Below are 13,435 nucleotides of genomic sequence, written 5' to 3'. Positions count from 1 at the left end.
CCATAATAAAAATATGAAAGCGGAATGGTTCGATTTCGAGCTGCCGGAGCGGCTCATTGCCCAGACGCCGCTGCCGGAGCGCACCGCTTCCAGGCTGCTGACGCTCGAGAAGGCAACCGGCCGGATCGCCCACCATACGTTTCGTGACTTGGCGGCATACGTACGGGAAGGCGATACGTTTGTGTTTAACGATACGCGCGTCATGCCGGCGAGGCTGATCGGCGTCAAGGCAGATACCGGCGCGAAGGTGGAACTGCTGCTGCTCAAGCAGCTGGAGGGCGACCGGTGGGAGACGTTGGCCAAGCCGGCGAAGCGTTTGAAGCGGGGGACGGAGATTGCGTTTGGCGATCAAGCCGGTACTCCGCTGCTGCGCGCCGTCGTGGAAGAAGAAGGAGAAATGGGAAGCCGGATCGTACGCTTCAGGTACGAGGGCATTTTCCACGAACTTCTCGATCGGCTCGGCGAGATGCCGCTGCCGCCGTACATCAAGACAAGACTGGAAGACCGCGAGCGGTACCAGACCGTATATGCCCGTCATACCGGGTCGGCCGCGGCGCCGACGGCAGGACTTCATTTTACCGAGTCGTTTATGCGGGAGCTGCAGGACAAGGGCGTTCAAATCGCTTACGTAACGCTGCATGTCGGACTCGGAACGTTCCGGCCGATATCGGCGGAAAATGTGGAAGACCACGAGATGCATGCGGAATATTATCGTCTCGATGAAGCGAACGCGCGCATGATCCGCGAGGCGAAGCAAGCGGGGCGGCGCATTGTCGCGATCGGCACGACGTCCGCCAGGACGCTGGAGACGCTTGGCGGCCGGTATCCCGACGGCAACATCGAGGCGTGCAGCGGCTGGACGGACATTTTCATCTATCCCGGCTACAAATTTCGGATGGTCGACGCGCTGCTGACGAATTTTCATCTGCCGCAATCGACACTCGTGATGCTGGTCAGCGCGCTGGCGGGACGGGATGCGGTGATGAGAGCGTACGCGGAAGCGATTGAACGGGAGTACCGCTTCTTCAGCTTCGGCGATGCGATGTTTATCTATTAATACGGAAATACGGAACGGAAGAGGGAAAAAGTGGCCATTAAATATGAACTGATCAAAACTTGCAAGCAGTCGGGCGCCCGCCTCGGCCGGATTTATACGCCGCACGGCGTCATCGAGACACCGACGTTCATGCCTGTCGGCACCCAGGCAACCGTAAAGACGATGAGCCCGGAAGAACTGAAGGCGATGGATGCCCGCATCATCTTGAGCAACACGTATCATCTGTTCATCCGGCCGGGCCACGACCTGATTCGCCGGGCGGGCGGACTGCACCGGTTTATGAACTGGGACCGGCCGATCTTGACCGACAGCGGCGGTTTTCAGGTGTTCAGCCTGAGCAATATGCGGAAAATCACCGAAGAAGGCGTGGAGTTCCGATCGCATCTGAACGGGGACAAGCTGTTTATTTCACCCGAGAAAGCGATGGAAATTCAGAACGCGCTCGGCTCCGACATCATGATGGCGTTCGACGAATGCCCGCCGTATCCGGCAACGTACGATTATGTCAAGCAATCGCTCGAACGGACGACCCGATGGGCGGAACGGTGCCTGAAATCGCATGCCCGCAAAGACGAGCAGGCGCTGTTTGCCATCGTTCAGGGCGGCATGTACGAAGATTTGCGCAAACAAAGCGCGGCCGAGTTGACTTCCATGGATTTCCCGGGGTATGCTATTGGTGGACTAAGCGTCGGCGAACCAAAACATACCATGTTTGAGGTGCTCGACTACACGACGCCTCTCCTGCCGGCGGACAAGCCGCGCTATCTGATGGGAGTAGGATCGCCGGATGCGCTGATCGAAGGCTCGATCCGCGGAATCGACATGTTCGATTGCGTCCTGCCGACGCGGATTGCCCGCAACGGCACCCTGATGACCAGCGAAGGCAGACTCGTCGTCCGCAATGCGAAATATGCGGAGGATTTCGGTCCGCTGGATCCCGCCTGCACGTGCTACACTTGCGCCAACTATTCGCGAGCGTATATCCGTCATCTGATCAAAGCCGATGAAACGTTCGGCATCCGGCTGACGACTTACCATAACCTGCACTTTTTGCTGCGGCTTATGGAAGATGTGCGCCAGGCGATTCGGGACGACCGGCTGCTGGACTTCCGGGACGAATTTTTCGCCCGGTACGGACTGTTCGACAATGAGAAAGGGTTTTGAAAGGGGGGGTACCATGTTTATAGCGGCAGATGCAGGCGCCGGCTCAGGCGGATTTCTCGGCCTTATTCTTCCGTTTGTGCTGATGTTCGCCGTATTTTATTTCCTGTTGATTCGTCCGCAGCAGAAGAAGCAGAAGCAGCGCAATTTGATGCTGAGCCAGCTGAAGAAGGGCGACAAAATTACGACGATCGGAGGCATGCATGGAACGATAGTCGAGCTGACCGACGATACGGTCGTGCTGCGCGTCAACGACGCAACGAAAATTACGTTCGAGCGGAGCGCTGTCAATTCCGTTATTTCGAGTGCGGCAGCTTCCTCGGATTCGTAACGGAAAGGCAAACGAAACGTAAAAAACCGGCCGGGCCGTAAGCCTAGCCGGTTTTTTGCCGTTCGCCTAAAAGATATTTGGAGAACCGAAGCCCCCGGTAGCCAAGCCGCCCGAACCCTCGCGCCCCGCCCGGCAGGCCCGCCGTTAACACAGCGCCGGACAGCATCGTCAGGCGCTGGAGATGGGCAGCTTTCCGCCCTTTAGCGCCGTTTGTTCGTCAGCTCGCGCATCGATCCCGGCACGGGAAAGGTGCGGCCTGCAGGCAGGTCGTACCGGCTGAAATAGAGCCCGAGCGCTGCGGAAAAGATGCCGAGTACCGTCCCTCCCAGCATATCGGTCATCCAGTGAATCCCCAGATAGAAAATGCTCGTAATAATGACGGCTGCGCTTATTCCGACGAGCCAGGCCCAGCGCCGAATCTTCGAGCGGAACGCAAGGATCGAAAGCGTGACCGAGATCGAAGTGTGGAGACTCGGAAAGCAATTGTCCAGCCCGGACAAATGGCGGTATTCCGACTCGAAGGCGGGAAACGTCTCAAGCATCGGAAACGATACGTTCGAGTGGTAAAACCACGCTTCGTTAACCGGAAAATAAAGAAAAAACGGGATCGCGATGACGTAATTGATCATGATCGCATAGCAGGTCGCCCTGTACAGCCGTTTCGTCGGATCGAGATAGACGTACATGACGAGCGATGCGATAAGCAGCGACTGAAAAACGACAATATACATAAAGGACATGACGGGCGTCAGCCAATCGCGCACGAGCAGCTGCTGGATATTCGCGACCAGATCCCCTTCGATCGCATAAAACAGCGGCGTGAAATCGGCGCCGTACTGCATTTCCCCTTCGAACGACAACTCCAGCTTGTTGAGCAGCAAAATGCCGAGCAGAGCGGCAAACAGGAGCAGATGGCTGCGCGAAACGGCCAGCTCCCGCACGAACCGTCCGCCGACCCGCAACGGATTGGCGCCGGTTCCGTAAGCAAGCAAAATGATAACGGTCAGCGTCGTATACCATATGACGTCGTTCATGGAATGAAATAGCACCATGGTATTGTATCCCCCTATATCGTCTCCGGTTCCGCATATAACGTCTAGTATAGCATAATGTCGGGCGGAGGGGATAGGTTCGGCCGGCAGCTGTGCCGCCAAGTACGGTGCCGTTACTTGTGCAGATTGACGCCGACCATGCCGCCGAACGCGCCGGACAGAATGGTGACGCCGACAAGCAGCGCGCTGCGTGCGGACAGACCGCCGTCGGCCGCCAGAAAACCGATAAGCAGAATGATGCTCGCATAGAAAAAGCCGAGAATGCTGCCGTAATACCAGCCTTTATGCCCGGAACTCTTGCCTGCGGCAAATCCGCCGGCCAGTGCCGCAACCCCGTGGGCAATCATCGCGGAGACCGGAAGATCGCTTTCCTGCAGCCCGCCGTATCGCAGCAGCAACGACAACAGCAAGGCGCCCGCCGCCAGCCATAGCGCGGCGGTTACGACACCGGCCAGAAACGGGGAACCGAGCGGAGCTTTGGTAACATGCTTCGAACTCATTGAACCTTCCTCCTTTTGAAAAATGGATGGCGATCTGTTCATTCGGCCATGCCATCGGACGTTATTACAACCATATGGTCAAGCCGGACAAAATAGTACGGCCGAAGCCCGACTCGTCCTGCCATAAATTCGTAAGGCTGTCGCCGTATGCCGCCATCGGCGCGGGGTGACACTAGGAGTTGCAAGACTGCTGCCGCAGTCGGATCGCGTACGATGATAAATCGGGAGGCCGTTGACGATGGAATATTTGCTGTTATTGTTCCGGACGCTTGTCATTTACTTCGTCGTGTTTTTAACGGTTCGGCTGATGGGCAAACGGGAGATTGGAAAACTGTCGGTATTCGACCTGATTATTTCGTTCATGATTGCCGAAATCGCGGTCATCGTCATCGAAGATGTCAAACGCCCTATTTGGGACGGGGTGCTGCCGATGGCGCTGCTGGTGGCGATCCAGATCGCAACGGCTTTTCTGGCCTTGAAGAGCCGGACCGTTCGCCGGCTGCTGGACGGCAAGCCGTCCGTCATTATTGCGAAGGGACAATTGAACCGCGAAGCGATGCGCAAAGAACGATACAACATCGACGATCTGACATCGCAGCTGCGGGAAAATCAGTTGTCGTCGCCGGACGATGTCGAATTCGCCATATTGGAGACGAACGGCAAACTGTCCATCGTGAAAAAAAACGAGAATGAAAATGCGCAACAAGACGCATCGGATCCGCATCGTCAAGAACCGGACGGCAGCGGGCAGGCGGCTCAGCCGATGGCGCCGTCCGACATGTTCCGCTTCGAGTCGTTGCCGGTCAGCCTGATCATGGATGGTCAGGTGCAGGACGAACATCTGCAGCAGCTTGGCAAAAGCCGCTTCTGGCTCAAAAACGAACTGCGCCGTAACGGCGTTTCCAATTTCCGGGACGTCTTCTTCTGCTCGATCGACCACGAAGGGAAGCTATACATCAACACGTACCGCAAGCACAATCCGAACCGCTAGGGCCGAAACCAGCGTCCGATGAACGGGACTCTCGCGGCATCGTGCCGGTCGATAATGCCCATGGCGACCATCAGCACCAGGTAGATGGCGGCACCGGCCGCGCAGGCGCCGGCCAAATTCAGCCATTCCGCCGGCAGGAGCTGCCGGTTCATCAGCCACTGCGTCGCCGCGCCCATAATGGTCATGGCGGCTCCGACTTTAAGGAAATCCGTTCCTTTCATCCGGAATCCGATATAACGAAGCACGCTGACGGCATGAAGCAGTGTGACGAGTATAATATTGACGCTGATGGCGATAAGCGCTCCGTATATGCCGAAATCGGGATTGGACGCGAGCTGGATAATAAGCGTCAGCTTGATGGCCGCTCCGATGAAGGTGTTCGTCAAGGCGGTGCCCGCTTTGTTCAGCGCCTGAAGGGAAGCCTGAAGCGGAGCCTGCAAATAAATGAACAGGCCGACCAGCGCGATCAGGCGAAGCATCGGAGCAATTTCCGCATGATTGTACAGCAGCCGGCATATCGGTTCGGCGAACAGCCACATGACGATGACGAACGGCGCCCCCGTTACGAGCGCCAGCCGCATAGACTGATGCAACCGCTTGTGAATCGTCGCACGATCGCCGCGCGCAGCCGCTTCCGAAAGCGACGGCACCAGCGAAACGGCGAGCGAATAGGTCAGTGCGGTCGGAAGCAGGACGAGCGGCATGATCATTCCTTTCAGCGCGCCGTACTGGGCGGTTGCGACGCTGGTGACGATGCCGGCCGCCGCCAGGGAGCGGGTGATGAAGATCGATTCCAGCAATCCCGACAGAGAGCCGACCATCTGGCTTGCGGTGACCGGTGCGGACAATCCGAGCAACCGCTTCAGCGCCGGTTCCCGTTCCGCCGCGGTCGTGCCGGAGCCGGCGGCCGGTGCCGGACGGGGGCGTCCGCGGTAAAATTTCCAGAGCAGGACGGACAAGCCGCCGATTTCGCCGGCGACGACGCCGATCATGGCGCCGGCCGCTCCCCACTCCACGCCGTACGGCAGCAGCACGGCGGCGAGAGACAAGCTGGCGATAATGCGGATGACCGTTTCCACGACTTGCGATACCGCTGTCGGCACCATGTTTTGCTTGCCCTGAAAGTAACCGCGGTATACCGACGAAATACCGATAATCAAAAGCAGCGGCGTCATACATAGAAACGTCCGGTACACCCGGCTGTCGGGCAGGACATGTGTCGTCACCCACGGCGCAAGCAGCAGCAGCGCCGCTGTAAACAGGAGAGAAAGCGTTACGACGAGCGCCATCGCGGTGCGGAAAATATGTTTGGCCCGCTCCGTATCGCCGGACGATTCGGCTTCGGCCACCCATTTGGCGATCGCGAGCGGGATTCCTCCTACAATCAGAGTCAGCATGACGGACAAGAATGGATAGCTGAGCTGGTACAAGCCGACTCCTTCCGCGCCGATAATGCGAGGCAGAGCGATTCGCGGCACGAAGCCGAGAATCCGGTTGATGACCCCGGCGGCGAGGAGAATCATGGCTCCTTTGATAAACGTTTGCTTCGTCACATTTGCTCCCTCTTCTCGTCACGGTTTTTGAACGGGCCGGTGTCCGGGGCACGCGAGACAGGCCCGTATAACATTTTTATGCAAGGCCCGTCCGTTTCCATGTCAGCCATTTTCAGCCTTATGCAGGAATTCGGATCGGCGGCAGCGAACTGTTAAGCGAAACTGGCGGGGAGATTCGCCGCTACACATGAAAAAATCCAGGGTCCTAGTGAACATGGCCTGTCGGACGACAAAGCCGGACTTGGAGGGGGAAACGGATGATGGAGGAACTGGAATGGGACGATTCGATCAGGGCGCTGTGCGAGAGCAAGGCGGAAGAGTTTCGGTTGATCGGCTACGAGCATGTCAGCGCGGATGAAATCTGGGAATGCGTGAGCGCCAATTACGCCAAGAGCGGCATGCCGGCGCTTCACCGGGTCGTCAACGATATTTTGTCGCTCAAGGCGACGCAATTTATGAACTACTTGACGTTGAACGCCTTGCGAAGAACCCGTTTCTGAGGAAAGGGGTTCTTTTTTTGACTGCCATTTTATCCATCGCTATAATAGGACTATTGAGAACTGAAGGAGGAGCATGGACGTTATGAGCGGGAAGAGAATTATCGCCTTCCTCGGGGTCGTCGTCGTCTTGTTTGGCGCGATCGTATGGACAAGCCCCGATTTTGTCCGGGGAGTCCGGCTCGGGCTGGACCTGAAGGGCGGCTTCGAAATTTTGTACGAGGCTTCGCCGATCGAAGGCGGCCAGCAGGTGACGCCCGAATCGCTGCGCGAGACGGCGAAAAGCCTGGAATCGCGCGTCGATGCCCTGGGCATTGCCGAGCCGGAAATTACGACGGAGGGCAGCAACCGGATTCGGGTGAAGCTGGCGGGCGTTACGAATGAAGAGGAAGTCCGGGAAATCATCAAAAAACCGGTCAATTTGACGTTTCGCGCGCCCGACGGAACGATCGAGCTTAAAGGCAGCGATTTTGTGGAAAACGGGGCGAGAGTCGAATACGATCAGGTCGGCAATCCGCTTGTGACGATCAAGCTGAAGGATGCGAAGAAGTTTGAGGATGTGACGACTCGCCTGACCGGGCAGACGCTGTCCATCTATCTGGACGACGAACTGCTGTCCAGCCCGGTCGTTAACTACCCGATCACCGGCGGCAGCGCCCAGATCAGCGGCGACTATACGCTGGAGGAAGCGCGGAAGCTGCGGGATACGATCAACCTCGGCGCGCTTCCGCTGAAGCTGACGGAGAAATATACGCAGAGCGTCGGCGCGACGCTCGGCCAGCAGTCGCTGGAGAAAACGGTGCAGGCCGGCATCATCGGCACGTTGATTATTCTGGTGTTTCTCGTCATTCTGTACCGGCTGCCCGGCGTCGTCGCCTGCATTTCGCTGATCACGTATACGTGGCTGCTCATTATCGTATACAATCTGATGAACGCCACGTTAACGCTTCCCGGCATCGCCGCGTTCGTGCTCGGCATCGGGATGGCGGTCGACGCCAACATTATTACCGCGGAGCGGATCAAGGAAGAGATCCGCAGCGGCAAAAGTTTGCTGTCTTCGCTGAAAGCCGGATCGAAGAGCTCGTTCCGCACCATTATGGACGCCAACGTTACGAGCATCATTTCCAGCCTGGTGCTCTATTATATCGGCAACGGGGCGATCCGCGGCTTCGCGCTGACGATGATTTTGAGCATCCTGCTCAGCGTATTGACGAACGTCTTTTTCTCCCGCTTCCTGATTCATTTGCTTGTCAAAAGCAATGTATTCACCAAGCCGTTCTATTACGGCGTGAAGGAGGCGGAAATCCGTGAACTATAATACGAAATACCAGACGAAAATCCGGTTTGACTTTGTTCGCAACCGGAACAAGTTTTTTGCCTTCTCGATCGCGCTGACGATAGCGGGCATCCTGTCGCTTCTTATTTTTAATTTGAATTACGGCGTCGACTTCAAGGCCGGCACGAATATGGATATATCGCTCAGCGGCTCGTCGATTACGCAAGATGAAGCGAAGCAGCTGCTGGCGGAAGCCGGCTACGAGGACGTTACACCGACCGTCGGGGGCAATCGCGGCGAGCGGGTGACGGTCCGGTTCGAAACGGTGCTGGAACAGTCGGAAACGAATCATATTATGAAGCTGTTCAAGGACAAATACGGAGAAGACGTCTCGTCGGAAATTAACATCGTCTCTCCGGATATGGCCCGGGAGCTCGGCATCAAAACGATATTTGCGATCATTATCGCCTCTGTGGCGATCATGCTGTATGTCATGCTCCGCTTTGAATGGCGGATGGCGCTCGCGATGAACATTGCGATATTGTACGATGCGTTCGTCGTGGTCGCGATCTTCTCCATCTTCCGGCTGCAGGTCGACTTGCCGTTTATCGCCGCCGTTCTGACGACGATCGGTTACTCGATCAACGACAAGATCGTCATATTCGACCGGATTCGGGAAAATATGCGGTTCAATAAAGTGAAAAATTTCGATCAGCTCGCCGAACTGGTCAACGCGAGCGTATGGCAGACGATGGCGCGAAACATCTACACCGTTCTGACGGTCGTCATTGTCGCCGTCTGTCTGTTCCTGTTCGGCAGCGAATCGATCAGGCTGTTCTCGCTGGCGAAAATTATCGGTCTGCTGAGCGGGGCTTATTCGACGATTTGCATAGCCAGTCAGCTCTGGCTTGTCATGAAGAACAAGCAGAAGCCGAACAAGCAGGCGGTCAAGGCGCAGTCCGCGTCGTAGCCGTCTTGCTTGCCGGCGGATCGCAATGGCATTAGGAGGCGCATGTGCAAAATGAAGCAGCGATACGCTCGATCGGAAGCCGCTATCAGGTACGGCTTGTGGGGAAATACGGCGTTGGCGCTGTTCAAAGGAATTGTCGGCTGGCTGAGCGGGAGCACGGCGCTGCTGGCCGATGCATTCCGCTCGACCGCCGAAGCGGCGGAATCGTATGCGGATCTTCGATTAAGCCGCCGCGCGCGGGCGGGACGAGCAGGCCGCGGCGGAGATATGAAGGCGGAGACCGCCAAAAACGTCGTGCTGTCAGCGATCATGTTGCTTGCCGGGATGGAAATCGGCATCTCGTCGATTCGCGTTATAATAGCCGGAGATATGGAAGCGCCTCATTGGCCGGCTGCCGCTGCCGCGCTGTTCGGTCTGCTCGTCCGGCAGTGGGTATTGCCGCCGGGCGGAGCCGGGGACAGGAGAGCCGCCCTGTATGTGTCGGCTGCCGCCGCGGCCGGCGCCGGCGGCGCCTGGATCGGCAATCTGATGTCCGTACCGCAGTTGTCTTATCTCGATCCTGCCGCCGGGCTCATCATTTCCGCGCTCGTGCTGGCGGAAGGCTGCCGGCTCATTGTCGGCACAGCCCGGAGCGGGGCGTTCGCCGAGCGCGGAGCCGAACGCGCCGATGAGCTGATGCAGGTGATCCAGCGGGTTGAAGGCGTCATCACGGTGGAAATGGTGCGGGCCCGCGAACGCGGACATTACGTGGTGGTCGAAGTCGTCATCAGCGTCAATCCGCGCATCAGCGTGATGGAAGGAAGCGAGATCGCCAAGCGGGTCAGACTGCTGCTGCTCGACCGATTCATTCATGTGGCGGATGTGACGGTACATGTGGAGCCGTACGATCCCGGCTATCCTTACAGATCGAATCATGATCCCAATCAGGAGCATATGCCGACGCTGCTGCAGTAGCAGCAGCGTTATTCATGCTGCATAGGAAGGGTTTAATCCAATGATCAAACCGAAAACAAGGTGGGATGTCGGCCAGTGGACGCCCGTTCAGGATGAGCGGGCCGCGAAGCTCGCCGCCGCGCTGAAGCTGCCGCCGCTCGTCGCCAGACTGCTGGTGGCGCGAGGCGTGGACGAGCCGGAGGCGGCAAGGTTGTTTCTCGAGGCGGGGCCGGAGCATATGCACGACCCGTATCGGCTGAAGGGGATGGAAGAAGTGGTCGAGCGGATTCGCAGGACGACGGCGGATGGTGGGAAAATCCGCATTTACGGCGATTACGACGCCGACGGCGTATCGGCGACCTCGCTGCTGATCCGGCTGTTCCGGCGCCTCGGTTATGACTTCGATTATTACATACCGGACCGCTTGAAAGAAGGATACGGTCTGAACCGGCCGGCCATCGATCAGGCCGCGGCCGCCGGCGTTCGCCTGCTGCTGACGGTCGATACCGGGGTGAGCGCGGTCGATGAAGTGGCTTATGCGCGCGAGCTCGGCATGGAAGTCGTCGTCACGGACCATCACGAACCGCCGGAAGTGCTTCCGGAAGCGCATGCGCTCATTAATCCGAAGCAGCCGGGATGCCCGTATCCGTTCAAAGGACTGGCCGGCGCCGGCGTCGCCTTCAAGCTCGCCCATGCGCTGACGGGCGAGCCGCCGCTTGAACTCGCCGATGTCGCGGCGCTCGGCACGATCGCCGATCTGATGCCGCTCACCGGCGAAAACCGTATCCTCGTCCGCTGCGGCCTCGCCCAGATGCGGGGCGGCAGCGTTCCGGGCTTGCGGGCGCTGGCCGAGAAGGCGAATGTGAACCTGGCCGCCGTAACGGCCGCCGATGTCGCATTCGGCATGGCGCCGCGGGTTAATGCGAGCGGCCGGTTGTCCCATGCCGATCATGCCGTCACGCTGCTCACGACGGAGCGGTCCGAGGAAGCCGAAGAGAAAGCGGCGCTGCTCGACGGGCTCAATCGGGAAAGGCAGAAAATCGTCGACGCCATCGTTCGCGAAGCGGAGGAGATGTGGGAAGCGCGCTGCGACCGCGCGCGGCGCGAAGGAGAGACGGAGCCGCCGGTCATCGTTCTCGCCGGGGAAGGCTGGAACGTCGGCGTCATCGGCATTGTGGCGTCCAAGCTGCTGGAGAAGCACTACAAGCCGACGGTCATCCTCTCCGTCGATGGCGAGACCGGCTTATGCAAAGGCTCCGCCCGTTCCATCGACGGCTATGACCTTCATGCTGCGCTTACTTCATGCGCCGAGCTGTTCGAACATTTCGGCGGCCATCAGGCTGCGGCCGGCATGACTCTTCATCGCGACCGGCTGGCGGAGCTCGAACGCCGGCTTGGCGAGTGGGCGCTGCGGACGTTGACGGCTGAAGACTGGATTCCGAAAACGCGCGTCGATCTCGTATGCGCTTTGGAGGAAGCTTCGGTCGAGACGATCGAGCAGTTGGACAGGCTTCAGCCGTTCGGCGCGGACAATCCGTCTCCGCGCGTCCTGATCGCGAACGTCAATGTTGCGGACAGGAGAACGATGGGCAAGGACGACAAGCATCTGAAGCTGTCGCTCGCGGGCTGCGGCCGGCTGCTTGACGCGGTTGGTTTCGGTATGGGCGGGTATGCCGAACAGCTGGCCCAGGGCGCCTATGTCAGCGTAATCGGCGAACTTGCGATGAACGAATGGAACGGCAACCGCCGTCCGCAGCTGCTGATGAAAGATTTGCGGGTAGAGCAGGTGCAGCTGTTCGATCTGCGCGGGGAGCGCGAGCCGCTTGCCGCGCTGCGCGCCGTTCTGGAACGAACGGCCGCGCGGGAACGTTCGGCGGCCGTATTGGCGGCGACGCAGGCGTGGGCCGAGGCGGCGGCCGGCGCCGCGCAGCCGGAGCAAGGCGCGGAGAACGGGACGCTTTCGTTTTACACCTTCGAAAGCATGCCCGACGAGGGCATATGCTGCGAGGAGCTGGTGCTGCTGGGCGAGCCGGCCTCCGGCGAACGGCTGGCGGCAGTGCTGGAGCGATGCAACGGACTGGAAGCCGTGCACGCCATATACCGGCAGGAACGCGCTTCACCCGGGCGGACCCGGCGATTCCCCGGACGCGAGCAGTTTGCCAAAGTGTATCAGCTGCTCCGACGAGCGGAGCGGCTGCCCGAGCGAGGCTTGTCCGAGCGTCTTGCCGCGATGGCGGGATTGCCCGCCGACACCGTCAAAATGATGCTGGACGTTTTTGCCGAACTGGCATTTATCGAACGGCGCGAAGGAAGCATATATGTGAACCCGTCGCCGCAAAAACGGGAGCTCTCCGAGTCGGCCCGTTACCGGGCGGCGGTTCGCGAGGCGGAATCCGCCTCCATTCTGCATGCGCCGTACAAGGAGCTGTCCGGCTGGATCGCCGAACGTTCGGCGCGCCGTACCGGAACGTTAAATGGCGGAGCAACGATTTCAAGTCCTGAAAGGATGACCTGAACGATGGATTTCAAACAATTTATACGCGTCATTCCCGATTTTCCGAAGCCGGGCATCCGGTTTAAAGATATTACGACGCTGCTGAAGAACGGCGAAGCGTACCGGGCCGCCATCGAAGCGATGAAACAGGCGGTGGAGGACAAGCGGATCGATCTGGTGGCGGGGCCGGAAGCGCGCGGCTTCGTCGTCGGCGCGCCTCTCGCGCTGGCGCTCGGCGTCGGTTTCGTGCCGATTCGGAAAAGCGGCAAGCTTCCCGGCGAAACGGTCGAGGCGAGCTATGACCTCGAATACGGCAAAGATATGCTCGCGATGCATAAAGACGCGATCCGGCCCGGTCAGCGAGTGCTGATTGCCGACGACCTGCTGGCGACGGGAGGAACGATCTCCACGACGATCAAGCTCGTTCGTCAGCTCGGAGGCGAAGTCGTTGGCGCCGCTTTTCTGATCGAGCTCGGCTACCTGAACGGACGGGACAAGCTGACAGACATCGACGTGTTCTCGCTTGTAACCTATTAGCCGCTCGCTCCTACCGGCCATTCCGATCCCTGCCGCCCGGCTGCCATCCGCAGCCGGCGCAGGTTTTTTTTTGCCGAATTGCC

At 58.9% G+C, this 13,435-nt stretch carries 13 protein-coding genes; 10 read left to right on the top strand and 3 right to left on the bottom strand.

All coding sequences use genetic code 11. The annotated features are described in order from the left end of the window. Positions 1 to 13: 13 nt before the first annotated feature. Genes queA through yajC form a run of 3 tightly spaced genes read left to right on the top strand, consistent with a single transcriptional unit; the run spans position 14 to position 2,549 of the window. Positions 14 to 1,057, top strand: coding sequence for a tRNA preQ1(34) S-adenosylmethionine ribosyltransferase-isomerase QueA (gene queA / locus ABEV74_RS03445; protein ID WP_430143442.1), 1,044 nt, complete (start codon positions 14 to 16; stop codon positions 1,055 to 1,057). Positions 1,058 to 1,087: 30 nt separating this feature from the next. Continuing rightward, on the top strand, positions 1,088 to 2,221 hold the full coding sequence (tgt, locus tag ABEV74_RS03440) for a tRNA guanosine(34) transglycosylase Tgt (RefSeq protein WP_062491958.1): 1,134 nt from the start codon (positions 1,088 to 1,090) through the stop codon (positions 2,219 to 2,221). 13 nt (positions 2,222 to 2,234) lie between these two features. Then, entirely contained in the window at positions 2,235 to 2,549 is a 315-nt protein-coding gene (gene yajC, locus ABEV74_RS03435; protein ID WP_062491960.1) for a preprotein translocase subunit YajC, read from the top strand. Positions 2,550 to 2,749: 200 nt separating this feature from the next. Here yajC and ABEV74_RS03430 read toward each other — a convergent pair whose 3' ends face one another. Both ABEV74_RS03430 and ABEV74_RS03425 read right to left on the bottom strand, forming a co-directional pair. Next, the gene (locus ABEV74_RS03430; RefSeq protein WP_430143441.1) at positions 2,750 to 3,601 is read right to left on the bottom strand and encodes a phosphatase PAP2 family protein; all 852 of its coding nucleotides are present in this window, start codon (positions 3,599 to 3,601) and stop codon (positions 2,750 to 2,752) included. Between the two features lie 113 nt (positions 3,602 to 3,714). Beyond that, a complete protein-coding gene (locus tag ABEV74_RS03425; RefSeq protein ID WP_430143439.1) occupies positions 3,715 to 4,101 on the bottom strand; it encodes a TIGR04086 family membrane protein in 387 nt (128 codons plus the stop codon). A 238-nt stretch (positions 4,102 to 4,339) separates the two neighbouring features. Here ABEV74_RS03425 and ABEV74_RS03420 point away from each other — a divergent pair, with 238 nt between their 5' ends. Continuing rightward, positions 4,340 to 5,092 carry a YetF domain-containing protein gene (locus ABEV74_RS03420; protein ID WP_430143438.1) on the top strand — a complete coding sequence of 251 codons (753 nt, stop codon included), beginning with the start codon at positions 4,340 to 4,342 and terminating at the stop codon, positions 5,090 to 5,092. On the opposite strand, the gene spoVB is transcribed toward ABEV74_RS03420, so the two are convergent. Further along, complete coding sequence (gene spoVB / locus ABEV74_RS03415; protein ID WP_430143436.1) at positions 5,089 to 6,645, bottom strand: stage V sporulation protein B; 1,557 nt, start codon at positions 6,643 to 6,645, stop codon at positions 5,089 to 5,091. The genes ABEV74_RS03420 and spoVB overlap by 4 nt on opposite strands. 260 nt (positions 6,646 to 6,905) lie before the next feature. On the opposite strand from spoVB, the gene ABEV74_RS03410 reads away from it, so the two are divergent. The 6 genes from ABEV74_RS03410 to ABEV74_RS03385 all read left to right on the top strand — a co-directional run bounded on the left by ABEV74_RS03410 (position 6,906) and on the right by ABEV74_RS03385 (position 13,352). Next, positions 6,906 to 7,145 carry a post-transcriptional regulator gene (locus ABEV74_RS03410; RefSeq protein ID WP_062496641.1) on the top strand — a complete coding sequence of 80 codons (240 nt, stop codon included), beginning with the start codon at positions 6,906 to 6,908 and terminating at the stop codon, positions 7,143 to 7,145. A gap of 82 nt (positions 7,146 to 7,227) precedes the next feature. Further along, entirely contained in the window at positions 7,228 to 8,460 is a 1,233-nt protein-coding gene (gene secD, locus ABEV74_RS03405; protein WP_082655136.1) for a protein translocase subunit SecD, read from the top strand. Next, positions 8,450 to 9,388, top strand: a complete 939-nt coding sequence (gene secF, locus ABEV74_RS03400) for a protein translocase subunit SecF (protein WP_430143434.1) — start codon at positions 8,450 to 8,452, stop codon at positions 9,386 to 9,388. The genes secD and secF overlap by 11 nt, the downstream gene beginning before the upstream one ends. Positions 9,389 to 9,439: 51 nt before the next feature. After that, positions 9,440 to 10,342 carry a cation diffusion facilitator family transporter gene (locus ABEV74_RS03395; RefSeq protein WP_062491971.1) on the top strand — a complete coding sequence of 301 codons (903 nt, stop codon included), beginning with the start codon at positions 9,440 to 9,442 and terminating at the stop codon, positions 10,340 to 10,342. 40 nt (positions 10,343 to 10,382) lie between these two features. Continuing rightward, complete coding sequence (gene recJ, locus ABEV74_RS03390; protein WP_430143433.1) at positions 10,383 to 12,836, top strand: single-stranded-DNA-specific exonuclease RecJ; 2,454 nt, start codon at positions 10,383 to 10,385, stop codon at positions 12,834 to 12,836. A 3-nt stretch (positions 12,837 to 12,839) separates the two neighbouring features. Further along, positions 12,840 to 13,352 carry an adenine phosphoribosyltransferase gene (locus ABEV74_RS03385; protein WP_062491973.1) on the top strand — a complete coding sequence of 171 codons (513 nt, stop codon included), beginning with the start codon at positions 12,840 to 12,842 and terminating at the stop codon, positions 13,350 to 13,352. Positions 13,353 to 13,435 lie beyond the last annotated feature (83 nt).

The sequence above is a fragment of the Paenibacillus cisolokensis genome (assembly GCF_050481165.1).
In the GTDB taxonomy this organism is placed as follows: Bacteria; Bacillota; Bacilli; order Paenibacillales; family Paenibacillaceae; genus Paenibacillus_AH; species Paenibacillus_AH cisolokensis.
The sequence above is the reverse complement of the archived record's forward strand: the minus strand, read 5'-3'. Positions and strand labels throughout refer to the sequence as shown.